The sequence below is a fragment of the Nonomuraea sp. NPDC005650 genome (assembly GCF_040605375.1).
In the GTDB taxonomy this organism is placed as follows: domain Bacteria; phylum Actinomycetota; class Actinomycetes; order Streptosporangiales; family Streptosporangiaceae; genus Nonomuraea.
Genome location: NZ_JBEXCR010000001.1, coordinates 462,285 through 486,119 on the forward strand (window position 1 = coordinate 462,285; position 23,835 = coordinate 486,119).

The 23,835-nt window shown below is 72.0% G+C and carries 19 protein-coding genes; 1 reads left to right on the forward strand and 18 read right to left on the reverse strand.

What is annotated here, in order from left to right; all coding sequences use genetic code 11:
- Positions 1-9: 9 nt before the first annotated feature.
- The 18 genes from ABZS69_RS02095 to mraZ form a co-directional block, all read right to left on the reverse strand.
- On the reverse strand, positions 10-2,133 hold the full coding sequence (locus ABZS69_RS02095; protein ID WP_355364906.1) for a hypothetical protein: 2,124 nt from the start codon (positions 2,131-2,133) through the stop codon (positions 10-12).
- Positions 2,134-2,174: 41 nt separating this feature from the next.
- Complete coding sequence (locus ABZS69_RS02100; RefSeq protein ID WP_355364909.1) at positions 2,175-3,053, reverse strand: DivIVA domain-containing protein; 879 nt, start codon at positions 3,051-3,053, stop codon at positions 2,175-2,177.
- A 106-nt stretch (positions 3,054-3,159) separates the two neighbouring features.
- Positions 3,160-3,447, reverse strand: coding sequence for a YggT family protein (locus tag ABZS69_RS02105; protein ID WP_355364912.1), 288 nt, complete (start codon positions 3,445-3,447; stop codon positions 3,160-3,162).
- Positions 3,448-3,527: 80 nt separating this feature from the next.
- Positions 3,528-4,028 carry a cell division protein SepF gene (sepF, locus tag ABZS69_RS02110; RefSeq protein WP_355364915.1) on the reverse strand — a complete coding sequence of 167 codons (501 nt, stop codon included), beginning with the start codon at positions 4,026-4,028 and terminating at the stop codon, positions 3,528-3,530.
- Between the two features lie 139 nt (positions 4,029-4,167).
- Positions 4,168-4,860 (reverse strand): YggS family pyridoxal phosphate-dependent enzyme, encoded by a 693-nt coding sequence (locus tag ABZS69_RS02115; RefSeq protein WP_355364918.1) that lies wholly within the window; start codon positions 4,858-4,860, stop codon positions 4,168-4,170.
- A gap of 97 nt (positions 4,861-4,957) precedes the next feature.
- On the reverse strand, positions 4,958-6,436 hold the full coding sequence (gene ftsZ, locus ABZS69_RS02120) for a cell division protein FtsZ (RefSeq protein ID WP_355364921.1): 1,479 nt from the start codon (positions 6,434-6,436) through the stop codon (positions 4,958-4,960).
- Between the two features lie 325 nt (positions 6,437-6,761).
- Positions 6,762-7,427, reverse strand: coding sequence for an FtsQ-type POTRA domain-containing protein (locus ABZS69_RS02125; protein ID WP_355364924.1), 666 nt, complete (start codon positions 7,425-7,427; stop codon positions 6,762-6,764).
- 214 nt (positions 7,428-7,641) lie between these two features.
- Positions 7,642-9,039 (reverse strand): UDP-N-acetylmuramate--L-alanine ligase, encoded by a 1,398-nt coding sequence (murC, locus tag ABZS69_RS02130; protein WP_355364927.1) that lies wholly within the window; start codon positions 9,037-9,039, stop codon positions 7,642-7,644.
- Complete coding sequence (murG, locus tag ABZS69_RS02135) at positions 9,036-10,112, reverse strand: undecaprenyldiphospho-muramoylpentapeptide beta-N-acetylglucosaminyltransferase (RefSeq protein WP_355364930.1); 1,077 nt, start codon at positions 10,110-10,112, stop codon at positions 9,036-9,038. Before murG ends, murC begins: the two co-directional genes overlap by 4 nt.
- A gap of 12 nt (positions 10,113-10,124) precedes the next feature.
- A complete protein-coding gene (ftsW, locus tag ABZS69_RS02140) occupies positions 10,125-11,399 on the reverse strand; it encodes a putative lipid II flippase FtsW (RefSeq protein WP_355364933.1) in 1,275 nt (424 codons plus the stop codon).
- Positions 11,383-12,759 (reverse strand): UDP-N-acetylmuramoyl-L-alanine--D-glutamate ligase, encoded by a 1,377-nt coding sequence (gene murD / locus ABZS69_RS02145; protein WP_355364936.1) that lies wholly within the window; start codon positions 12,757-12,759, stop codon positions 11,383-11,385. The genes ftsW and murD overlap by 17 nt, the downstream gene beginning before the upstream one ends.
- A complete protein-coding gene (mraY, locus tag ABZS69_RS02150) occupies positions 12,756-13,814 on the reverse strand; it encodes a phospho-N-acetylmuramoyl-pentapeptide-transferase (protein ID WP_355364939.1) in 1,059 nt (352 codons plus the stop codon). Before mraY ends, murD begins: the two co-directional genes overlap by 4 nt.
- Entirely contained in the window at positions 13,811-15,607 is a 1,797-nt protein-coding gene (gene murF, locus ABZS69_RS02155; protein WP_355364942.1) for a UDP-N-acetylmuramoyl-tripeptide--D-alanyl-D-alanine ligase, read from the reverse strand. The genes mraY and murF overlap by 4 nt, the downstream gene beginning before the upstream one ends.
- Positions 15,607-17,145: a UDP-N-acetylmuramoyl-L-alanyl-D-glutamate--2,6-diaminopimelate ligase gene (locus tag ABZS69_RS02160; RefSeq protein ID WP_355364945.1), complete on the reverse strand. Its 1,539-nt coding sequence runs from the start codon at positions 17,143-17,145 to the stop codon at positions 15,607-15,609. Before ABZS69_RS02160 ends, murF begins: the two co-directional genes overlap by 1 nt.
- Positions 17,146-17,185: 40 nt before the next feature.
- Positions 17,186-20,065, reverse strand: a complete 2,880-nt coding sequence (locus tag ABZS69_RS02165; protein WP_355364948.1) for a penicillin-binding transpeptidase domain-containing protein — start codon at positions 20,063-20,065, stop codon at positions 17,186-17,188.
- Positions 20,062-20,751: a hypothetical protein gene (locus ABZS69_RS02170; RefSeq protein WP_355364951.1), complete on the reverse strand. Its 690-nt coding sequence runs from the start codon at positions 20,749-20,751 to the stop codon at positions 20,062-20,064. Before ABZS69_RS02170 ends, ABZS69_RS02165 begins: the two co-directional genes overlap by 4 nt.
- Positions 20,741-21,730 (reverse strand): 16S rRNA (cytosine(1402)-N(4))-methyltransferase RsmH, encoded by a 990-nt coding sequence (gene rsmH, locus ABZS69_RS02175; protein ID WP_355364954.1) that lies wholly within the window; start codon positions 21,728-21,730, stop codon positions 20,741-20,743. Before rsmH ends, ABZS69_RS02170 begins: the two co-directional genes overlap by 11 nt.
- Before the next feature lie 195 nt (positions 21,731-21,925).
- Positions 21,926-22,357 carry a division/cell wall cluster transcriptional repressor MraZ gene (gene mraZ, locus ABZS69_RS02180; RefSeq protein WP_355364957.1) on the reverse strand — a complete coding sequence of 144 codons (432 nt, stop codon included), beginning with the start codon at positions 22,355-22,357 and terminating at the stop codon, positions 21,926-21,928.
- 472 nt (positions 22,358-22,829) lie between these two features.
- Here mraZ and ABZS69_RS02185 point away from each other — a divergent pair, with 472 nt between their 5' ends.
- Positions 22,830-23,807 (forward strand): MoxR family ATPase, encoded by a 978-nt coding sequence (locus ABZS69_RS02185; protein WP_355364960.1) that lies wholly within the window; start codon positions 22,830-22,832, stop codon positions 23,805-23,807.
- Positions 23,808-23,835 lie beyond the last annotated feature (28 nt).

Here is a 23,835-nt window from a genome sequence, read left to right on the forward strand (position 1 = left end):
GGTGGGCGCTCAGCTCACCGTCTCGCGATCGTGCTGGCACACCGAGCAGCTCGTCAGCCCGGCCGCCTCGGCCGCGGCGAGCGTCATCGTCTCCACGCCCGAATCCCCCGCACCCCGGATCAACGGGCAGGCGGTGCTGTGGTAGCGGCGGGTGCCGATGATGACCTTCACCGTGCCGGTGCCCTCGCCCTTGCCCTCAGCGCCGCCACCCGACGAATCGGACCCCGTGGAGCCGGACTTGGCCGCGCCGGCAGTCTCGAACGTGGTGGTCTTGGACGCCGCGCCCGCGTCTCCCTTGGGAGCACCAGGCTTGGTGGAAGCGGCCTCGCCCTTGGAGCCCGGAGAGCCTGGGGAGCCCGTGCCGGAGGACCCCGGCGTCGAGCCCGCGCCGGGCGTGCCGGGCTTCGTACCCGAGCCGGCAGGCCCGCCGGAGGTCCCGGGCTTCGGGCTCGCACCGCCGGAAGCGCCCGGCTTGGCCGTGGCGGACGGACGCTCGGAGCCGGCTGTGGCGGACGGGCGTTCAGAGGCCGCCGTGGCAGGCGGGCGTTCAGAGGCCGCCGGAGTGGACGGGCGTTCGGGGCCGGGCTTTCCCGTCGTCGAAGGCTTGGCGGCCGGACCCGTGCCCGAGGGGCGTGCGGCGCTCGCGCCGGGGCCAGGGGGCAGCGGGCCCTTGGGCTTGGCCTCCGACTCGGCGGAGGACGCGGGCCGCTCCGGCACCGTCGCGCCCTCCCCCGCCGTGGCAGGCGTCTTGGCGGCCCCAGAAGGACGCTGTGACGGCCCGGAAGCCCCACCCGAGGCTCCTGGGCGGGCCGGCGCCGCCGACGAGGGCACGCGCGGCTGCGGCGCCGTGGCAGGACCCGAGGAGTCGTCCTCGTCGGTCACGCTCGAAGACGGCCCGGCGGCGGACTGCCCGGGCCGGACACCGGCCGATCCCGGCTTGCCACCCGACGACGCGCCACCGGACTGGCCGGGCTTGGCGCCGGGCTGACCGGGCTTCGACTCGGACGGCCGGGACGCGCCGCTCGGCTGACCGGGCTTCGACTCGGACGAGGACGCGCCACCGGACTGACCCGGCCCGGACTGGCCGGGCTTGGTGCCGAGCCGGCCGGGCTCCGACGTCTGGGACGTGCCGGCGGGCCGGGCGGACTTGGTGCCGGGCTGCTCGGGCGTGCCCGTGCGCTGCGAAGGCTTGCCCGCGGGCGCTCCTGCCTTGCCCGGGGCCCCCGTGGCGGACCCTGCGGAGGGCGCGGCGGGCGAGGGTGTGCCGGCCCCGGAGGCGCTGGGCGCGGAAGCACTGGGTCCGGACGTGGTGGGCCTGCGCGCGGAAGACGGCGGCCGGAAATATGAGGTCTCCGCGTCCGCCTGATCGTCATCCGAATCGGCGGAGGAGGCGGAGGAAGCAGAGGGGCTGCCGAACCACCCGGCGGCGCCTTCCTCGCGGGAGGCGGCGGACTCCGAGGTGGGGGTGGAAGCCTTCGCTGCAGGCTTCGGCGGGACGACCGGCGGACGTACGTCGCGGGTCTCCGCGGAGTCTTCGGCCCGGCTCACCGCCGTGACGGCGGCACCGGGGGCGACGACGGGCTCGGGGTCGGCGGCAGGCGGCAGCTGCCGTCCGCCGAGCGCGGCGTCAGGCAGGCACGTCGTGCAGGGCGTGAAGCCCTCCTCGCGTGCCTCCTCGTACGTGAGCTCCTCGTTGTCCCGGCCGCCCAGCTGCCGGCACCCGGGCGCGTGGTAGCGCTTGCGTCCCGGGACCACCAGCACGATCGCATCCGGCGAGATACCGCTCGCCGCGGGGCGGCGGGGTGCGGCGGCGGGTGCGGTCGCCGTCCGCTGCGGAGTCTGCGGATGCGGTTGGGGCCGGGGTGGGGGCTGGTGACCCATGGGGCCGGTCTGGTTGTACGGCGTGCCGGGCCCTGGCGGCATGAGCCCTTTCGGGGGGGTGGCCGGCGCAGCGGCCTGCCCACCACCGGGAAAAAGCTCGTTTCGCCGCAGGAATGCCCCGATCACGAGGAACAGCGCGGACAACACGCTGACCACGATGGACCACATGATCAGGAACGGCTTGGCCAGTACGAAGCCCGCGATCAGCAACACGACTGCCGCGAGCACCAAACCAGCGCTGATAAGGATCACAGGGGGCTCTTTCGAGTGACAGGTCCTAGTGACCCGCTACTTTACCGGCGGTCGTTGTGAGGACCGTCAGCGCCGGGGAAAACGCCCTGCGGAGCCTCGCCGCCGACACCGAACGGGCTGGGACCACCGGGGAGAGGCGGCTGGCCCTGCGACACGGCGTGCGACATGGCGGGAGCCTGACCCGACGGACCACCGGACATCACCGGGAACCCACCGCTGCCCTCGGCGGAGACGTTGAGCTCGGCGAGCTGGTTTTCCAGGTAGAGCTTGAGCCTGCTGCGGTATTCGCGCTCGAAGCTGCGCAGCTCCTCGACCTTGCGCTCGAGCTCGTCGCGGGTCTGCACCAGCGAGCCCATCGCCTGGCGGTGGCGCTCCTGCGCGTCGCGCTCGAGCGTCTCAGCGCGGGCGCGGGCGTCGCCGATGACCTGCTCGGCCTGGCGGCGCGCCTTGGTGAGGATCTCGTCGGCCTCGCGGCGGGCGCGGGTGACCGTCTCGTCCGCCTCCCGGCGGGCGTCGGAGATCGCCTGGTCGGCGGTCTGCTGGGCGAGCGCGAGCACGCGGGCCGCGGTGTCCATGTTGTCCTCGGGGGGAGGCATGCTCATGGCGACGGGGACCGGCTGCTGCACAGGCGGCGGCTCGGGGGCGCGCATGGGCTCCGGCTGGGGCGGCGGAGCCATCATCTCGGGCTTGGGCTGCTCCTGGACCGGGGCGGAGGCCATGGGCATGTTCATGCCGCCCGGCACCTTCCCACGCAGGCACTCGGCCAGCTTGGCGCGGAGCTCCTCGTTCTCTTGGATCAGACGGTCGAGCTCAGCCTCCACCTCGTCGAGGAAGGCGTCGACCTCTTCCTCGTCGTAGCCCGGCCGCAGCCGGGTGGTACTGAACTGCTTGTTCCGCACATCAGCGGGCGTCAGCGGCATTTTTTGGTCTCCTTGGCGCGCTTTGGAGTCTGTCCGGAGGGACGGTAACCCGAATCACTTCAGCGCGGACACGAGTTGGATCACGACCTGCGCCACACTGCCCCCGTCATCGCAGCATCCCCACGATCTGGATCAGCAGCAGCACGGCGATGAACAGGACAGTGAAGCTTAGGTCAAAGGCCACCGTACCCAACCGGAGCGGGGGAATGAAACGGCGGAGGAACTTGAGGGGTGGGTCAGTTGCGGTGTAAGTGGCCTCGGCCAGCACCAGGACGATGCCGGACGGGTGCCACTGACGGGCGAAAGACTGCACCATCTCGAAGATCATTCTGCCGATGAGCAGCACCAGATAGAGGGACAGAACGATGACCAAGATCTGACTGACGATCCCCACGGCCCGGCCGCGCCTCCACTTCTGATGCGCCCACCCGGTCTCTGCGAGACCCGGTTGGGAGCGATAGACATACAGAGACTCTAACTCTGGTTGAAGAACCCGCGTTCCGCGATTCGGGCCTTGTCCTCGGCGGTCACCTCGACATTGGCAGGGGACAACAGGAACACCTTGTTGGTAACACGTTCAATGCTGCCATGTAGCCCAAAGACCAGACCTGCCGCGAAATCGACAAGACGCTTGGCGTCGCTGTCAACCATCTCCGTCAGGTTCATGATGACCGGGGTGCCGTCACGGAAGTGCTCTCCGATGGTACGCGCCTCGTTGTACGTCCGGGGGTGAAGCGTCGTGATGCGGGCCAGATCCGTCGTGCGGCGCTCCAGGATCGTCGTGGCGGGCCTGGGCGCGGGCACCCCCGTCTCGGGTTCCTCGTCGCGCTCCTGGACCGCTACGGGCCGCTCGTCACCGGTACGCTGCACCTCGTCGTCGTAGGCGTAGTCGTCCGGGTAGGTTTCGTACCTCTCGTAGCGGTCGTCCTCCACGAGACCGAGGTAGACCGCCATCTTGCGCATCGCGCCGGCCATCGCTACGTCGTCCTCCTGCTCATGGTCGCACTCGCTCGAGCCCGTCGCCGGATCCCGAGGCGGTAGCCGTACCCCCCTGGAGCTCACCGCTGATCGACCTCTACTTGGTCATGGGCCTGGAGACCCACTTGAGGGGACATTACCTGACGAAGGGCTTGCGACGACCGAGCAACGCCGTACCGACGCGCACGTGTGTCGCGCCGTACGCGATGGCCTCCGCGAGGTCCTCGCTCATGCCGGCCGAGATCATCGTGGCGCGCGGGTGCTGCTCCTCCAGGCGCGTGGCCACCTCGCGCAACCTGGCGAACGCCTTGGCGGGCTCCTCCCCCAGCGGCGCCACGGCCATGACGCCGCCCAGCCACAGCCCCTCGGCCAGCGCCACCTCGTCGGCCAGCTCCGGCACGTCCGCGGCGCGGGCGCCGCCCCTTTCCGGGTCGTCGTCGAGCGCGACCTGGATGAGACAGCCGACCCTGCGGCCCTGGCGCACGGCCTCCTTGCTGATCGCCTCCACCAGCCGGAGCCGGTCGACGGAGTGGATCACGTCGGCGTACGAGACGACGGAGCGGACCTTGTTCGTCTGGAGCTGGCCGACGAAATGCCACGTCAGCGGCAGGTCGGCGAGCTCGTGCGCCTTGGGCGCGGCCTCCTGGTCCCGGTTCTCGCCGACGTCGCGCACGCCCAGCTCGGCCAGGATCCGCACGTCCTCGGCCGGGCGGGTCTTGGTGACGGCGACCAGCGTGACCTCGCCCCGGTCGCGCCCAACCGCGCGGCAGGCCGCCGCGACGCGCGTGTCGACCTCGGCGAGCCCGGCCGCGATCTCGTCCCGTCTCACGTCGCTCTCCCTTTCACTACACGCCCGTGCGGTACGCCCAGCGCACGACGGCGCCGCTCCCGGACCCCTGCCGGGGAGCGGCGTCAGGCTACCCGGGCTATTTGAGGAAATCGGGGACGTCGAGTTCCTCTTCCTGCTCCTCGAAGATCACCCGAGGACGTTTGGCGGGCTCCGACATGCGGGAGGTGATGGGCGTGGGCGGGTTGGCGGGCTCGGGCGTGGGCCGGGGAATGGAGACGGGGCCGGACGGCTCGTCGGCCAGCGGCTCGTCGTCGACGGGCCCGAGGGCCTGCGCCGGCTCCACCGGGCGCACCGGCTCGGGGCGCGGCGGCTCGGGGCGGAGCTCGGGCCGGGGATCGGCCCTGAACTCCGAGCGGGGCGGCTCGGCCCTGAACTCGGCCCGCGGCTCCGGACGGGGCTCAGGACGGAATTCGGGACGCGCCTCGGGGCGGAAGTCGCCACGAGGCTCCGGACGCACCTCAGCGCGCGGCTCAGGGCGCAGCGCGGGCTGCTCCGACTTCACGCTCGGGGACGCCATGCTCGGCCGCACAGGCGACGACACGGGCGGCGCGGGCGGCGGGGCGGCGGGGCGGCTCGCCGGGCGCGGCAGCGGCTTCTCCACCGGCGGCGGCACGTCGTCGAAGCCGGCCGCGATCACCGTCACGCGGACCTCGTCGCCGAGCGCGTCGTCGATGACCGTACCGAAGATGATGTTGGCGTCGGGCGCGGCCGCCATGGAGACGAGCTGCGCGGCCTCGTTGATCTCGAACAGACCGAGGTCCGAGCCGCCCGCGATCGACAGCAGCACGCCGTGGGCGCCGTCGATGCTGGCCTCCAGCAGCGGGCTGGAGACCGCCATCTCGGCCGCCGCCACCGAACGGTCGTCGCCGCGGGCGTGGCCGATGCCCATGAGGGCCGAACCGGCGCCCGACATGACCGACTTGACGTCGGCGAAGTCGAGGTTGATCAGACCGGGGGTGGTGATCAGGTCGGTGATGCCCTGGACACCCGACAGCAGCACCTGGTCCGCCGCCTTGAACGCGTCGAGCACGCTCACCTGCCGGTCGGAGATCGACAGGAGCCGGTCGTTGGGGATCACGATCAGCGTGTCGACCTCGTCGCGCAGCGTCTCGATGCCGGCCTCGGCCTGCATGGCCCTGCGCCGTCCCTCGAAGCTGAACGGTCTGGTCACGACACCGATGGTGAGCGCGCCGAGCGACCGGGCGATGTTCGCCACGACGGGCGCGCCGCCCGTGCCGGTGCCGCCACCCTCGCCGGCCGTGACGAAGACCATGTCGGCCCCCTTGAGGACCTCCTCGATCTCCTCGCGGTGGTCCTCGGCCGCCTTGCGCCCCACGTCGGGGTTGGCGCCCGCGCCCAGTCCGCGCGTGAGCTCACGGCCCACGTCGAGTTTCACATCGGCGTCACTCATCAGCAGCGCCTGGGCGTCGGTGTTTATGGCGATGAACTCGACGCCCTTGAGTCCCTCCTCGATCATCCGGTTGACGGCGTTTACTCCGCCGCCGCCGATGCCGACGACCTTGATGACCGCGAGGTAGTTCTGCGGTGCTGCCACGACGAGGGGCCTTTCCGCTCGTTGACTTGCCATTTCGGTGCGGATTGTCTCCGCTTTTTGTCACTTCGGGTAACTCTCAACCTCAGGTTGAGATTTAGATTTATGTCAACCTGAGGATTGATACGGACAGTAGGAGTCCCCTACCTGGCGGGTCAACTAACCGCGCCGCAAGCACGTCCGGCGTGTCGCGGGCTGTCCGTTTCGCTCCGAAGTCGTGCCTGGTCGGGGGCTCCTCTTCCCGACGTACGACTTAAGGCTCTCACGCCGCGACCCCCACCTCGCACAAGCTGGGCGATGCCGTTGCCGCGCACTTGCCCAGTCTTGATCACTTCAGCGTCACCACGTCGGGCGAGCTGACGTCGTACACCGTCGCCTTTTCACGCTTGAGCAGCGATGTGAGGATGCGCGCCTTTTCTTTGGGCCGGTCGGCACCGCCCCAAATGACGGTCCGCCCGTCGGACAGCAGCAGGGTCACGCCCTCGGCCGTGCCCGCGCGCACTTCCCGCACCTTGGGCGCCAGTACGTCCGGGACCGCCTGGATGACCTGCAGCGCCGCCGTCATGGCCGGGTCGCCGACGGCGGGGTTGTCGACCTTGAGCACCGGCAGCATGGGCGGCGCCGCGGACTTGACCTCGATCACCACGCCCTGCTTGTCGACGATCGCCACCTTGCCGCCCGCGGGGATCGCGGCGACGGGCTCGCGCTCGACCACTTCGATCTTGAGCGTGCCCGGCCAGATCCGGTCCACCTTCGCCTTGGCGAGCTGTCTGATGCCCAGGACGCGGCCCTCGACGTCGGCGAGGTTCACGGTGGCGAGCGGATGGAGGTCCGGCACGCCGGCCTGCTGCTTGATACGCTCGCTCGGCACTGTGAGATTTCCCACGATCTCGATCGAACGCACGCCCAGCACGGGCGAGAAGAACACCAGCCACGCGGCCGTGCCCACCACTCCCGCCGTGAGCAGCACCAGGAACGCGGTTCTCGCCTTCATCGCCCTCCCCATGTCGGCCGCCCATATCGGCCACGGATGCCGGCCGCGAGCGTCGGCACAGAACCTACGCCGACGGGCGCCCCGGCACCGCGCGCCACGCCCAAAGGCCGCCACTCCGACGTTCCGCACTTCCCAGACGCGCGGTCGCTCCCCGAGGGGCCCGCCCCGGCGCGCCGTCAGACGTCACGTTCCTCCTGGAGAAGCGGCCGGACGCTCAGGAGAGGCGGGCCACGATCTGCGGGCCGAGCTCCGTGACGTCGCCCGCGCCCATGGTGAGCACGATGTCGCCGGGCCGCGCCCGTTCGGCCACCATCGCGGGCACCAGGGCCCGGTCGGGCGCGTACGCGACCCGCTCCGGAGGCAGCGGCACCTTGCCCGCCACCATCGCGCCCGAGACACCCGGCTCGGGATCCTCGCGCGCCCCGTAGACGTCGAGCACGATGGCCTCGTCGGCCAGCCCGAGCGCCGCCCCGAACTCGTCGGCGAAGAAGCGCGTGCGCGAGTAGAGGTGCGGCTGGAAGATCGCGATGACCCGGCCGTGGCCGGAGTAGGAGGCGACCACGTCGCGGGCGGCCTTCAGATCGGCGGTGAGCTCGGTCGGGTGGTGCGCGTAGCTGTCGAAGACCGCGATGCCGCCGGCCTCGCCCTTGGCCTCGAAGCGCCGCTTGGCCCCCGTGAAGGCCCCCAGCCCGTCTCTGATCTCCTCGAAGGGCAGCCCCAGCTCGTCGGCCACGGCGATCACCGCGGTGGCGTTGAGCGCGTTGTGCGCCCCGGGGACGGCCAGGCGGACCTCGCCCCTGCCCTCGATGCCGAAGACGGTGCCGAACCCGTCGGGCCTGACCCCGCTCACGCGGTAGTCCTCGCCCTCGGCCCCGTACGTCTTGACCCGCAGCCCCCGCTCGCGCGCCCGGTCCGCCAGCTCGGCCGCGCCCGGGTCGTCGGCGCACACGATCAGCAGCGAGCCCACCCGCTCGGCGAAGCGGGCGAAGCTGGCGTAGACGGCGTCCGGGTCGCCGTAGTTGTCGAGGTGGTCGGCCTCGACGTTGGTCACCACGGCGATGTCGGGCGCGAGCATGAGGAAGGAGCCGTCGCTCTCGTCGGCCTCGGCCACGAACACCTGGCCCTGCCCCTCGTCGGCGCCGAGCCCGGTGGTGACGAGCTGCCCGCCCACGCAGTAGGACGGGTCGGCGCCGCACTTCTGCAGCGCCACGGTCAGCATCGAGGTGGTGGTGGTCTTGCCGTGGGTGCCCGCGATGGCCACGGCGGTGCGCCCGGCCATCACCGAGGCCAGCGCGGCGGCCCGCGGGATGATCCGCAGCCCCTGCTTGAGCGCCTCGCCCAGCTCGGGGTTGGAGTCGCGGATGGCGGTCGAGACGACCACGGTGTCGACGTCCTTGATGTGCGAGGCGGCGTGGCCGATGTGGACCGTGGCGCCCAGCTCGCGCAGCTCGGTGATCAGCTCGGAGCTGCGCGCGTCGCTGCCCGACACCCGCACCCCGCGCTTGAGGAGGATGCGGGCGATGCCCGACATGCCCGCGCCGCCGATGCCGATGAAGTGCACCCGCCCCAGCTCCTCTACGGCGACGGGATCGACCAGCTTGACGAGACTCATCGGGCTATCTCCAACACTTTCCGGGCAAGCATGATATCGGCGTCCTTCCGGCCAAGTCTGGAGGCGGCCTCCGACATGGCGGCGACCCGCTCGGGGTCACGGAGGATGGGCAGCACGTTGTGGATGATCCATTCGGGTGACAGCTGGGCGTCGTCGACCATCAGGCCGCCGCCGCCCCGGGCGATGCGCCCGGCGTTGATGGCCTGCTCGCCGTTGCCGTGCGGCAGCGGCACGTACGCGGCGGGCAGCCCCACCGCGGTCAGCTCCGCGCACGACAGCGCGCCGGCGCGGCACAGCGCGAAGTCGGCGGCCGCGTAGGCGACGTCCATGCGGTCGACGTAGGGCAGCAGCACGTACTGCGGGTCGCCCGGCGGGGGCTCGTGCTCGACGGTGTTGTTCGGGCCGAGCACGTGGAGCACCTGCACGCCCGCCCTGCGCAACATGGGCGCGGCGGCGAGCGCGGCCTGGTTGAGCGACCTGGCGCCCTGCGAGCCGCCGAAGACCAGCAGCGTCGGCCGGTCGTTCTCCAGCCCGAACCAGGAGCGCGCCTTGTCGCCCGCCGACAGCCGGTCGAGCGTGACGATCTCGCGGCGCAGCGGGGTGCCGATGTATTCGGCCTTGGGCATCACGGCGTCGGGGAAGCCGGTGAAGACGTGCTCGGTGAGCCTGGCGCCCAGCCGGTTGGCCAGCCCGGGCCGGGGGTTGGCCTCGTGCACGACGATCGGCACGCCGCGCCGCTTGGCCGCCAGGTAGGCGGGGGTCGCGACGTAGCCGCCGAAGCCCACCAGGACGTCGGCCTGGACCCGGTCGAGTATGCCGACCGCGGCGTTGATCGCCCCGGCCAGCCTGCCGGGCACGGTGAGCAGGCTCGGAGTGATCGCCCTTGGCAGCGGCACGGCCGGCACCAGTGCCAGCTCGTAGCCCCTGGCGGGCACCAGCCGCGTCTCCAAACCGCGCTCGGTGCCCATGCAGGTGATGCCTACGCTCCGGTCAAGATGGCGCAGCGCGTCCGCAAGGGCGAGCGCGGGCTCGATGTGCCCGGCCGCCCCGCCACCGGCGAGGACCACCCTCATCTCGGTCACTCCCTAACGTTTCACTCGGCCTCTGGTCGTACCCCCCAGGCCAAGCCAGCTTAGGGCCCGGGCGGCCGGCCCGGGGCCACGAGCTTTCAAGGCCTCCCGCGCACCCGGCTCGCGTTTGGCGAACGACAGCAGCATGCCGAGCGCGGCGAGGGTGGGCAGCAGCGAGGAGCCGCCGTACGAGACCAGCGGCAGGGGGATACCGGTGATCGGCAGCACTCCGAGCACGGCGCCCATGTTGACGGTCGCCTGCCCGACGATCCAGGCCACCATGGCGGCGGCGGCGAGCCTGGTGAAGGCGTCGTTGACGCGGACGGCCACGCGCAGCCCCGCATATCCGAGCAGCCCGAACAGCGCCACCACCATCAGCGTGCCCATCAGCCCGAGCTCCTCGCCGAGGATGGCGAAGATGAAGTCGCTCTCGCCGTGGGGCAGCCAGTTCCACTTCTGGCGGCTGCTGCCGAGCCCGAGCCCGAACCAGCTGCCCGACCCCATCGCGATCTGCCCCTGCACGGCCTGGTAGCCGTCGCCCTGCGCGTCGGCCCACGGGTTGAGGTAGGCCCCGATGCGCGCCATCCGGTACGGCTCCACCTTGATCATGATGACCGCGGCGAGCACCGCCAGCGACAGGATGCCGCCGAACAGCTTGATCGGCGCCCCCACCACCCACAGCAGCGCCAGGAAGATCATGAACAGCACCAGCGTGGTGCCCAGGTCGCGCCCGAGCATGACCATGACGGCCAGGATCGCGGTGCCGGGCATGAGCGGGATCAGCAGCTGCCGCCACTCGATGCGGCCCTGCCGCGCCCGCCTGGCCAGCAGGTCGGCCCCCCACAGCACGAGCCCGAGCTTGGCCGGCTCGGACGGCTGGAGGGTGAACGGGCCGACGTAGATCCACCGCTGCGCGCCCAGCTCGGCCGAGCCGATGAACAGCACCATGACCAGCGCCAGGATCGACAGCGCCATCATGGGATAGCCGGCCCAGCGGAAGAACTTGACCGGCAGCCGCGAGCAGGCCCACATCACCGGCACGCCCACCGCGGCCGACAGCGACTGCCTGAAGAACCACGAGAACGGGCTGCCGGTCTTCTGCAGCGCCTCGACGCTGGAGGCCGACAGCACCATCATCAGGCCGAGCGCGAGCAGCAGCGCGCTGCACATGATGATCAGGTAGTACGTCGTCAGCGGCTTGTCGAGCAGCTCCTTCAGCGCGCCGAGCTGCTCCCGCGCCCAGCCGCCCGGCCCCTCGACGGCGCGCGGCTCCTCAGCGCTCGCGCTCACGTCGCAGCCTCAGCTCGCCAACGGCGCGCGCGAAGGCCTCCCCCCGCGCCGGGTAGTTGGCGAACATGTCGAGCGAGGCCCCCGCCGGGGAGAGCAGCACGGTGTCCCCGGGCGAGGCCAGCCGGGCGGCTTCGGTGACGACTCTTTCCATCGCACCAGTGTCCCGATCGGCGATGTCCACGACGGGGACATTCGGCGCGTGTCGCGCGATGGCTTCGGCGATCCTGGCGCGATCGGCCCCGAGCAGCACCGCCCCGCGCAGCCTGGGGGCCGCCTGGCGCACCAGGTCGTCGACGTCCGCGCCCTTGAGCTGCCCGCCCGCCACCCACACGATCGACGGGTACGAGGCCAGCGCCGCGGCGGCGGCGTGCGGGTTCGTCGCCTTGGAGTCGTCGATGTAGTCGACCTCGCCGACCCGGTCCACGTGGGCGAGGCGGTGGGGGTCGGGCACGAAGTCGCGCAGCCCCTGCCGCACCGCCTCCGACGGGACGCCGAGCGAGCGGGCCAGGGCAGCGGCGGCCAGCGCGTTGGCCACGTTGTGGGGCGCGAAGGGCCGTACGTCCTCCAGCGTCGCCAGCTCCTCGGCCGCCTCCACGGGGTCGGCCACGAACGCCCGGTCGACCAGCAGGTCCTCCACGACGCCGATCTCGCCGCGCTTGGGCACCCGCAGCGTGAACCCGACCGCCCCCGGATAGGGCGCGGCCAGCCTCGTGGCCTCGGGGTCGTCGGCGTTGTAGATCACGTGCGCGGCCCGCTCGAAGATGCGGCCCTTGGCGGCGGCGTACTCCTCCATGGAGCCGTGCCAGTCGAGGTGGTCGGGGGCCACGTTCAGGACGGCCGCGGCGTGCGGGGCCAGCGTGCTGGACCAGTGGAGCTGGAAGCTGCTCAGCTCGACGGCCAGCGCGTCGTACGGCTCGGCGACGGCCCGCACCACGGGGACGCCCACGTTCCCGACGGCCAGGGCCTTGTGCCCGGCGGCCAGCAGGATCGAGGTCAGCATGCGCACGGCGGTGGTCTTGCCGTTGGTGCCGGTCAGCGCGAGCCACGGGGCCGCCTGCGCGGGGCGCAGCCGCCAGGCCAGCTCCACCTCGCCCACCACCTCGACGCCCGCCTCCAGCGCGGCGGCGATCAGCGGGTGGTGCGGCGCCCAGCCGGTGGTCACCAGGCGGGTCGCGCCCTCCGGCACCTCCAGCGCGCCGAAGCGCGTCTCCACGCCGACCGCGGCCAGCTCGGCGGCGGCGGCGAGCTGGCGCTCGCCCTCCACCGCCTCCACGACCACGACGCGCTCGCCGCGCTCGGCCAGCACCCGCGCCACGGCGGTGCCGGACACGCCGAGCCCGGCCACACACGTGACACTCATGCCTTCGGCATCCACTCGACGTAGAACAGCCCGAGCCCGAGGGCCGAGCAGAGCATCGCGATCAGCCAGAACCTGACCACGATCGTGGTCTCGGCCCAGCCCTTCAGCTCGAAGTGGTGCTGCAACGGAGCCATCCTGAACACCCGTTTCCCGGTCATCTTGAAGAACCCGACCTGGATGATGACCGACAGGGTGATGATCACACACAGGCCGGCCAGGATGATCAGCAGGAGCTGGGTGCGGGTGGCGATGGCCAGGCCGGCCAGCACACCGCCCAGGGCCAGCGAGCCGGTGTCGCCCATGAAGATGCGGGCGGGCGGGGCGTTCCACCACAGGAACCCGATCAGCGACCCCAGCACGGCCGCGGCCACCACGGCCAGGTCGAGCGGGTCGCGCACCCAGTAGCAGTTGGGGCCGAGCTGGTCGATGCAGTTGTTGCGCAGCTGCCAGTTGCCGATCAGCACGTACGCGGCGAGCACGACGCCGGTCGCGCCGCTGGCCAGGCCGTCGAGACCGTCGGTGAGGTTCACCGCGTTGGAGAACCCGACGATCATGAAGAGCACCCAGATGGTGAAGCCGACGATGCCGATCGACGGGCCGATGTCCCGCAGGAACGACACCCGGGTCTCGGCCGGGGTGATGCCGTAGACATTCGGCTGGCGGACCACCAGGAACGCGAAGACGGCGCCGATGACGAGCTGGCCGAGCGCCTTGGCGCCGCTGCGGAGGCCGAGGCTGCGCTGCTTGTAGATCTTGATGAAGTCGTCGAGGAAGCCGACCGCGCCGAGCCCGGTCATCAGGAACAGCACCAGCATGCCCGACACGGTGGGGGCGGCGAAGGTGGCCAGGTGGGAGGCGCCGTAGGCGAGCAGCGCGGCCAGCACGAACACGATGCCGCCCATCGTGGGGGTGCCCCGCTTGCCGAGGTGGGCCTGCACGCCGTCCTCACGGATCTCCTGGCCGTAGCCGCGCCGCGACAACAGCCTGATCGCCAGCGGGGTGCCCAGCATCGAGAGGACCAGGCCCACCGCACCGGCGATGATGATCTCGGTCACTGGGCGGCACCTCCGAGCACGAGCTCGGCCGTCCGTTCCAGCCCCATGGCTCTCGGTCCCTTCACCAGCACCGCGTCGCCCGGCCGCAGCCAGCCGGCCAGCTCGGCCGCGGCCGCCTCGGCATCGGGCACGTGCACAATTCGCATCGCCTGCGCAGGATACGCCGCTCCGCCACCGGGCGGCGCCCCGGCCACCGGGCCACCCATGTGCGGCCCTCCGGGGTGCGAAATACCGGCGGGAGCCCCGCCCATGGGCGGCTGCCCGGGCACGGGACCGCCGACGGGGGGCGCCTGCCACCCCTGCGGCGCGCCACCGGCGTCCGGCGCCTGCCAGCCGGGCTGCGGGGCCACCTGCTCGGGGGCCGGCCCGTGCCAGCCCTGGTCGGGAGCGGGGCCGTTCCAGCCTTGGTCGAGGGCCGGTCCTTGCCAGCCTTGATCAGGGGCGGGGCCGTGCCAGCCCTGAGGCGCGCCATGGTGAGGGACGGGCGCCTGCGGGACTGCGGCCGCGGCCTGGGCCGCCAGCTGGGCGTCCAGGGCCGCCTGAGCGGCCGCCTGGGCCTCCGCCGCGGCGGCGCCCGCGCCCTCCAGCACCGGGCCCGCGTCGGGACCGGCCACGATCAGCCCGGCCAGGCCGGAGCCGCCGGCCAGCCGGCCGAGCTCCGCGTTGAGCGCGGGCCCCTCCTCGCCCAGCTCCCGCAGCGCCGCGATGACGGCGAAGCGCCGCCGCCCCCGCCCCAGCACCGCGAACGCCTCGAACGCCGCCCGCATCGAGTCCGGATTGGCGTTGTACGCGTCGTTGACGACCGTCACCCCGTCGGCCCGGTCCGTGACCTCCATCCGCCACCGGCTGACCGGCGTGGCCGCCGACAGCTCGGCGGCGATGGTCGCCACCGGCAGGCCCAGCTCGTAGCCGGCCGCGGCGGCGGCCAGGGCGTTCTCGACGGCGTGCTCCCCGTACAGCTGGAGCGTCACGGGCGCGGCGCCCGACGGCGTGCGCAGCGTGAAGGAGGCCCGCCCGCGGGCGTCGACCAGGACGCCCTCGGCCCGGATGGCGGCCGACTCCCCCCGCCCGAAGAACGTGACCCGCGCGTCCGTGCGCGAGGCCATGGCCCGGACCAGCGGGTCGTCGGCGTTCAGCACCGCCACGCCGGTGCGCGGCAGGGCCTCGACCAGCTCGCCCTTGGCCTTGGCGATGGCCTCCTTGCCGCCGAACACGCCGAGGTGGGCGGTGCCGACGTTGAGCACCACGCCGATCTGCGGCGGCGCGATGCGGGTCAGGTCCTTGATGTGGCCGATGTTGCGCGCGGCCAGCTCCAGCACCATGAAGCGGGTGTCGAGGTCGGCCCGCAGCACGGTCAGCGGGTGTCCGAGCTCGTTGTTGAAGCTGCCGACGGGGGCGATCGTGGGCCCGATGCGGGCGGTGAGGCGCGCCAGCAGGTCCTTGGTGCTGGTCTTGCCGGCCGAGCCGGTCACGCCGATCACGGTGACCTGGGTCAGCGCGGCCGCCTGCGCGGTGGCCAGCTCGGCCAGCGCGGCGGCGGCGTCGGGCACGATCACCGCGGGGCCCTCGACCGGCCTGGTGGCCAGCACGGCGACGGCCCCGGCCCGCATCGCCTGCGCGGCGTAGTCGTGGCCGTCGACGCGCGCGCCCTTGATGGCCACGAACAGCGATCCCGGTTCTACGGCCCGCGAGTCGATCACGACGGGCCCGCGGACGACCGCGCGGGGATCGGCCATGCCCGTCAGGGCGCCCGAGGTTATCTCGGCGATCCTGGCCAGAGGCAACGGGATCATCAGTGCTTCCTGCTTTCCGTGCTTTCCTTGCGTGCCGCGATCGCCTCCGCGACCACCTCTCGGTCGTCGAAGGGGATCACTTCGCCTGAAATGTACTGACCCTGCTCGTGACCCTTGCCTGCCACGACGATCACGTCGCCGTGCCCGGCCCGGGCGATCGCCAGGCCGATGGCGGCCGCGCGGTCGGGCTCAATGATCACATGAGCGCGGTCGTGCTGCGGAACGCGGAGCGCTCCCTCCATCATCGTCACGAGAATGGCCAGCGGATCCTCCGAGCGCGGATTGTCGCTCGTGAAAATGGCCACATCCGCCAGCTGGGCGGCGAGCTCGCCCATGATAGGCCGTTTGCCCTTGTCGCGGTCGCCGCCGCAGCCGAGCACGATCGTCAACTCGCCCGCCGTGACGGACCGCAGCGAGCGCAGCACCGACTCCACGGCGCCGGGCTTGTGGGAGTAGTCCACGACGGCCTGGAACTCGTCTCCGGCGGCCGTGATCCGCTGCATGCGCCCGGGGACCCCGGTGAGGCCGCCCACGCCGTGCACGGCGGTGTGCAGCGGCACCCCGGCCTCGACGAGCGTGACGACGGCGCCGAGCGCGTTGGCGACGTTGAACGGCCCCGGCAGCGCGATCTGCGCGTCCGCCTCGACCCCGCCGGGCCCCACGACCCTGAACGCGCTGCCGTCGGCGCCCAGCCGGGCGTCCAGCGCCCGCCATTCGGCCTCGGGGTCGCCCAGCGCCGAGTAGGTGGTCATCGGCACCTTCGCCAGGTCGAGCAGCTCCCGCCCGTAGCGGTCGTCGATGTTGGTCACGCCGACCCGGCTGAGCTCCGGCTGGAACAGCCGCACCTTGGTCGCGAAGTAGTCCTCGAAGTCCTTGTGGAAGTCGAGGTGGTCCTGGGAGAGGTTGGTGAACAGGGCAACGTCGTAGAAGATCCCGTCGACCCGGCCGAGCGCCAGGGCGTGGCTGGAGACCTCCATGACGGCCGCGCCGACGCCTTCCTCGCGCATGAGGGCGAACAGGCCGTGCAGCTCCGGCGCCTCCGGCGTGGTGAGCGTGGGCTGGAAGCGCACGTCGCCCGCGCGGATCTCCACGCCGCCCACCAGACCGGCCCGGTGCCCTGCCGCCCGCAGGCCCGCCTCGATCATGAACGTGGTCGTGGACTTGCCGCTGGTGCCGGTGACTCCGAGGATCTGGATGTCGTGGGCCGGCTGCCCGTACACCCAGGAGGAGATCTGCCCGAGCAGGGCGCGCGGGTCGGGCACGATCAGCACCGGGAGCCCGGTCGCGACGGCCTCGTCGCGGCCGGCGCGGTCGGTGAGCACCGCCACGGCTCCCTTCGCCATCGCCTCGGCGGCGAAGGCGGCGCCGTGGGCCTGGTTGCCGGGCAACGCCACGTAGAGATCTCCGCGTCTGATGTTGCGGGAGTCGATGGTGACGCCGGTCAGGGCGGCATGGGGCGACCTCGACGTGCCAGAGTCGGCGTCGAGCATGGTCGCGAGCCCGGTCAGCGGGCGGGGCGGACTGGTCGTAGGACGCATAGACGACGGGGGACGCACGGCGAGAGCGTACCTTCCCTGGTCACTGTCCCGCGCGCATCCGCACCGGCGGCGCGGCGGAGCCTGTGGGAGGAATCTTCTTGCTCTTGATGGCGAACGTCATCACATCCTTGAACACGGGGGCCGCCAACTGCCCGCCGAAGTGGCCGTTCTTCGGGTTCTGCAGCACCGACAGCACCACCAGCCGCGGCTTGTCGGCGGGCGCGAACCCGACGAACGAGGCCGTGTAGCCCTCGTAGCGGCCGAGCTTCGCATCGTAGCGGTTGGCCGTGCCCGTCTTGCCCGCCACCCGGTAACCGGGGATGGCCGCGAGGTTTCCCGTACCCTCCGCGCTCACCGCGGTCTCCAGCATCGTCGTGATCTCCTTGGCCGTCGTCGCGCTCACCACCTTGGTCTGCTTACCTGTGGGAGCGGGAACGAACCTGCCCGACGTGTCCGTCGTGCCCGCCACGATGCGCGGCTCGATCTTGACGCCGCCGTTGGCGATGGTCTGGTAGACGCTGGCCATCTGCAGCGCGGTCACCGACACGCCCTGCCCGTAGGCGACGGTGCAGTTCTGGCTGCCCGACCAGTTCTTGTAGTCGGGCAGCAGCCCCGCCTCCGCGCTCGGCACGCCGCCGCCGGGCCGCGTGCCGAACCCGAACTCCTTCAGCATCCGGTAGAGGCGCTCGCTGCCCACCTTGCGCGCGGCCATGATCGTGGCCACGTTGCTGGACTCGGCCACGGCCTGGCGGAACGTCATCGACTCGGTCTTGTGCGGGTGCGCGTCGCGCAGCACCTGGTCGGCGCACTTGATCCGGTCGGGGACCTCGAACACCGTGTCGGGCGTCACCGCGCCGGCCTCGATCGCGGCGGCGGCCGTGATCACCTTGTTGGTGCTGCCGGGCTCGAACACGTCGGCGGCGGCCTTGTTGACGTACGTGGCCGCGGGGGCCTTGCGCCAGTTGTTCAGGTCGAGCTCGGGGGCGTTGGCCATGGCGATGATCTGGGCCGTCTGCACGTCCATGACGATCACGGTGCCGCTGTCGGCGCCGGCCTTCTTGACCTGCTCGGCGATCGACTGCTGGGCGGCCCACTGGATGTCGCGGTCGATCGTCAGCCGCACGTCCTGGCCGTTCACGGGAGCGGTGTGCTGGCTGCTGGTCATCGGGATGCGCAGGCCGTCGCGGCCCGTCTCGACGCGCTGCTCGCCGTCGCGGCCGGCCAGCAGCGTGTTCCTGGCCTGCTCGATGCCGCCGAGCCCGCCGCCCTCGTCGCCCACGAACCCGATGAGGCTGCCCGCCAGGTCGCCCGCCGGGTAGAGCCTGCGGTAGGTCTTCCGCGCCGACAGCGCGGGCACGCCTGCCTGCTGCAGGCGGGTGGCCACGACCGGGTCGACGTCGGTGGCCAGGCGCTGGTAGCGGGTGTTCGTCCTGGCCAGCTTCCCGGCGATCTCCTGCTCGTTCTTGCCGAGCTGCTGCGCCAGGAGGGTGGCCCACTTCGCGCGGGTCTGGGGAGTGACCTTGGACGGGTCGATCGACACCTCGCGCGCCTCGACCGTGATGGCCAGCCCGTGGCCGTTGACGTCGGTGATCGAGCCGCGCTTGGCGGGGATCTCCTCGGTGTGCTGGCGCTGGCCCACCGCCGCGGCCTCGTACACCTTGGAGTCGAGGCCCTGCATCTGGATCAGCCGCCCGGCGAAGATGGACAGCACGAACGTCATGCCGATCAGGCCGATGTTGATGCGCCTGCGCGGGTTGCCCAGCCGCAGCACCAGCGGCGGCCTGGGCGGGCGCGGCGGCGGGCGGCGCGGCCCTCTGGGCGGGGGCACCTCTCCGCCGCGGCGCGCGGCGCCCACCCGCTCACGGCCCCGTGCCGCCTCCGGCCTGGCGGCCTGCGGCCTGGGGCCGCCCGCCTGGGGCCGCCGCAGCGCGCCGTCCTCCCTGTCCCGGCTCCGGAGGTCGTCCTCCGGCCGGCCGCGGCGGGGCGCGTCGTCGTCCTGCCTGCCGCGGGCCCGCTCGTCGCCTCCCTGGACGCGCCCGCGGAGCCGGTCGGCCTCGTCGCGGCCCTGGGGCGCGCGCCCTCTGGGCCGATCGCCCTCGTCGCGCCCCTGCCCGGCACGCCCCCTGGGGCGCGAGTCGTCCCGCCCGCGCACGGCACCGCCCCTGGGGCGCTCGTCCTCATCACGGCCGCGCCCCGCGCCACTCCTGGGGCGCTCGTCCTCGTCACGACTGCGTCCCGAGCCGCTCCTGGGGCGGTCGTCCCCGTCGCGGCCACGTCCCGAGCCGCCTCTCGGGCGCTCGTCCTCGTCACGACCGCGCGCGGCACCGCCCCTGGGGCGCTCGTCCTCGTCACGACCGCGTCCCGAGCCGTTCCTCGGGCGGTCGGCCTCGTCGCGCGGGCGTCTGCGGGTGCCGTCGGGGGCGGCGTCGCCGCGCGAGCGGGCGCGCCCCGAGCCCCCTGCACGGCCCCGGTCGGAGCCACTCTGGCGGGTGCCGTCGCGACGGGCACGGTCGGCGCCGCCCTGGCGGGTGCCGCCGGAGCGGGGACGGCCGGGCTCGCCCGTGTCGGAACGGTCCGTGCGGTCGGCGCGGTCGGCGCGGTCGGCGTCGTCGCGGCGGGAACGGCCGGGCGGCTCGTCGCCTGAGTCGCGCGGCGGACGCCCCCGTGGCGGGTCGTCGGGGCCGAACGGCAGGTCCAGCGGGTCCGGCGGCCGCTTGCGCGGCTGGCGCGGCGGGTTCTCCGGCGACGCCGGGCGGCCCGACCCCTCCGAACGGCCCCCATCGGAACGTGCGGGGCCGCCCTGCCGCCCCGCCCGGCCCGGACCGCCCGGCGTACGACGAGCGGCGCCGGGCCCTCCTTGAGAGCCGGCGCCGCCAGCGCCGCGGCCGGGACCCTGCCCCCTGCCGCCCGAGTTGCTCACCGTTCCCTGTCCGCCTGACCGCTCTGGCCGTCGGTGCCCGCGCCGTTCCAGCTGTCGACGTTGTCCCAGTTACGGTGCTGGCCCTGGCCCTCGGCCATCGTGGCGATGACGTCGGGCTGCGTCTTGAGCTGGTAGTCCAGCTCGATCTTCTCCTTCTCCTGACGCGCCACCGCGATCTCGTCGCGCAGGTTGGCGTCGGTGATGGCGTCCTTGGCGAGCATCGTGTTGAGCAGCAGCAGGCTCACCAGGCCGCCGCAGAGCAGCCCGACGACGAGCAGCACGAACGGCGCGCGCTGCATGCGCGCCTGCCGGCGGCGCGGCGCCGGCCGCCTGGCCTGCGCGCCCGCCGAGGCGATCCGCTTGACGCCGATGCCCAGGCCGGTGCCCGTACGCGTGCCGGTGCCCGTACGCGTGCCCGTGCCTGTACCCGTGCCGGTCTCCGGACGGCCGTCAGGGCGCACGCGGGTGGCACCACCGGCACCTGCCCGCTCAGCACCGGACCGCTCGGCACCGGACCGCTTGCCGTCGAGGTCGAGGCGCGCCCGCTCGGCGGCCGACAGCTTGCTCTCGACGTCAGGGCGGGGCCGCGGCTTGGACTGGTGCGGCGCCCCGAGCCGGCGCGTGCCCGTCTTGGGGGTCGCGCGGCGGACGGGCGCACCCCGGCCGGTCTCCTGCTCAGTCGTCAACACGGATCCTCTCTGCCGCCCGTAGCCGGGCCGAGGCCGCCCGCGGGTTGCGGGCGAGCTCTTCTTCGCTTGGGAGCTCGGCTCCCTTCGTCAGGAGGCGGAACCTCGGCTGGTGAGCCGGCAGTGGGACGGGCAGCCCGGGGGGGCTGGTGTCCCTGGTTCGCGCCGTGAGGGCCTGCTTGGTGAGCCGGTCCTCGAGCGAGTGGTACGAGAGCACGACGACTCGTCCACCCAGCGCCAGCGCGTCGAGCGCCGCGGGCAGGGCCGCCTCCAGGGCGGACAGCTCCGCGTTCACCTCGATGCGCAGCGCTTGGAAAGTCCTCTTGGCGGGGTTGCCCCCAGTGCGCCGGGTCGCGGCGGGAATCGCGTCGCGCACGATCTCCGCAAGCCGCTTAGTCGAGGTTATGGCCTCTTTGGCCCGTTCCTTGATGATCAGGCTTGCGACACGCGGGGCGAATCGTTCTTCTCCGTAGTCACGCAGGATGCGGATCAGCTCTGGGGCGGAGTAGGTGTTGACCACCTGCTCCGCCGTCAGCTCCTGACTGGTGTCCATCCGCATGTCGAGCGGCGCGTCGTACGAGTAGGCGAACCCGCGCTCCGCCTCGTCGAGCTGCGGCGAGGAGACCCCCAGGTCGAACAGCGCTCCGTCGACCGTGGTGCGGCCCGCTCGGGCGAGCACCTCGGCCAGGTCACCGGAGGAGGCGTGGACCAGGGTGATCCTGTCCGCGTACGGGCTCAGCCTGCGGGTCGAGAAGTCGATCGCGAAAGGGTCGCGGTCGATCCCGATCAGCCGCAGTGACGGAAAGGCGGCGAGCAGGGCCTCCGAGTGGCCGCCGAGGCCGAGGTTGGCGTCGACGACGACCGGCTCGGCACCGGTCAGCGCGGGCCCGAGCAGCTCCAGAACGCGCTCGAGCATCACCGGAACGTGACCGCCCGTGCCAACGTTGTCGTGCATCTCCAACCCCCCTCTCGCGCCCATGCTCGCGGATGACGCGTATTGATCGATCGTCGGCCACCTCAGAGTCCCCACCCGGCGCCGCCCGGCCAGGTCCCCATCCGCACCCTCTTCGTGGACGCCTGTCATCTGACACCGGGGAAGGTGCATCAGCTGACCGGCAGTGGTTGCGGGTGGAGACCTCGCCGAACGACAACACCGACGGATCGACCGTGGTCACTACAAGATCCCTGGCAGCACCTCCTCCGACAGATCGGCGAACGCCTGCTCCTGCGCGCTGAGATAGGTGTCCCAGGCCTGCGCGTCCCAGATCTCCAGCCGGGTGTTGGCCCCGATGACGACGCAGTCACGGTCCAAACCCGCGTACTGACGCAGGCTCTGCGGGATCGTGATGCGCCCTTGCTTGTCTGGCTTCTCGTCGGACGCACTGGCGAAGAAGACGCGGCTGTAGTCGCGCACCGCCTTGGCGGTGACCGGGGCGGTGCTGAGAGCCTCGGTAATGCGCTGGAACTCCTCCACGGGAAAGACGTAGAGGCATCGCTCCTGGCCTTTGGTGATCACAAGACCCTCCGCCAGCTCCTCACGGTACTTAGCCGGCAGGAACAGCCGTCCCTTGTCGTCCAGACGCGGTTGATGGGTGCCGAGAAACACCGGCCCCACCTCCCGTGCCTCGTGAAGCGCTCAGCGCTGGTGCACCGGGCCCTCCACTGCGCACCACCATACTCCACTTCTCCCCACCGTCAACTGATTCGAACCGTCTTCATCATCGGTTTCCGTTGCGTTACCGCAGGTCAGAGCGATGGGGTGGGGTGGAGGGGGGTGACCGGGCGGTCAACCCTCATGGGCGTGTCGAGGGTTCAAAAGACCGCGGAAATAGGGGCTCGGCTCGATCGGGGAGCCCGCGGTGGAGGAAAGTGGAGCGCCCTGCGGGGGTGCCGTGTCACGGGATTCGGACCGCTATGCGACAAGAACAGGAACTTCAGCAGGGTTCCCTGGAATATCCACAAATGTCGCCCGAGAACCCACAGCGTCGTAGGGTCGTACACACAATGGAAAAGGAATGGCATGGCTCCCGCAAAGGCACCCTACGGGACAGCCGTCGCACTTCTCTCATGGAGGCCCGGTGGCAGTAACCCATGATGTCCCTCCCCAGCTCGACGAGCTGGTCACCACAGCACATCGGATTCGGAACGCCATCGAATCGGTGATCGAGGGCAAGGGCGACGCCGTCCGCGTCACGCTCACCGTCCTGCTCGCGGAGGGTCACCTCCTGATCGAGGACGTCCCCGGGGTCGGCAAGACCATGCTGGCCAAGGCACTGGCGCGCTCCATCGACTGCCCGGTGCGCCGCGTGCAGTTCACTCCCGACCTGCTGCCCAGTGACATCACCGGGGTCAGCGCGTACAACCAGCAGACCCGGGAGTTCGAGTTCAAGCCCGGCCCGGTGTTCGCGAACATCGTGGTCGGCGACGAGATCAACCGCGCCTCCCCCAAGACGCAGTCCGCGCTGCTGGAGTGCATGGAAGAGCACCAGGTGACGGTGGACGGCGAGACGTACCGGCTCGACGCGCCGTTCATGGTGATCGCCACCCAGAACCCCATCGAGATGGAAGGCACCTATCCCCTTCCCGAGGCGCAGCGCGACCGCTTCACCGCGCGCATCGCGATGGGCTACCCCGAGCCGAACGCCGAGCTGGAGATGCTCGACGTGCACGGCGGCACCTCGCCGCTCGACAAGCTGGAGCCGGTGGCGACGACGGCCGAGGTGCGCGCGCTGATCGAGGCCGTACGCGGCGTCTACGTCTCGCAGGCGATCAAGAAGTACGCCATCGACCTCGTCGTGGCCACCCGCCACTCCCCCGACCTCCGGCTGGGCGCCTCCCCCAGGTCCACGCTGCAACTCGTACGGGCCGCAAGGGCGCACGCCGCGCTGTCCGGCCGCGACTACGTCATCCCCGACGACCTGCAGGACCTGGCCATCCCCGTGCTGGCGCACCGGCTGCTGCCCAGCGTCGAGGCCCAGGGCCAGCGCCGCCTGCCCGAGCAGGTGGTGACCGATCTGGTCAGGCGCGTGCCGGTGCCGGAGACGCGGGGCCGCTAATGGGATCGCGGCGCAGCGAGGACATCCA

Bases quoted from the DNA above. Each gene is read 5' to 3' on its own strand.
- murF (WP_355364942.1), bottom strand. From the start codon at position 15,607: ATGATCCCGTTGCCTCTGGCCAGGATCGCCGAGATAACCTCGGGCGCC.
- rsmH (WP_355364954.1), bottom strand. From the start codon at position 21,730: ATGGGCGCGAGAGGGGGGTTGGAGATGCACGACAACGTTGGCACGGGC.
- ABZS69_RS02100 (WP_355364909.1), bottom strand. From the start codon at position 3,053: ATGCCGCTGACGCCCGCTGATGTGCGGAACAAGCAGTTCAGTACCACC.
- ABZS69_RS02160 (WP_355364945.1), bottom strand. From the start codon at position 17,145: ATGCGTCCTACGACCAGTCCGCCCCGCCCGCTGACCGGGCTCGCGACC.
- murD (WP_355364936.1), bottom strand. From the start codon at position 12,759: ATGAGTGTCACGTGTGTGGCCGGGCTCGGCGTGTCCGGCACCGCCGTG.
- murG (WP_355364930.1), bottom strand. From the start codon at position 10,112: ATGAGGGTGGTCCTCGCCGGTGGCGGGGCGGCCGGGCACATCGAGCCC.
- murC (WP_355364927.1), bottom strand. From the start codon at position 9,039: ATGAGTCTCGTCAAGCTGGTCGATCCCGTCGCCGTAGAGGAGCTGGGG.
- sepF (WP_355364915.1), bottom strand. From the start codon at position 4,028: ATGGCCGGCGCGATGCGCAAGATGGCGGTCTACCTCGGTCTCGTGGAG.
- ABZS69_RS02125 (WP_355364924.1), bottom strand. From the start codon at position 7,427: ATGAAGGCGAGAACCGCGTTCCTGGTGCTGCTCACGGCGGGAGTGGTG.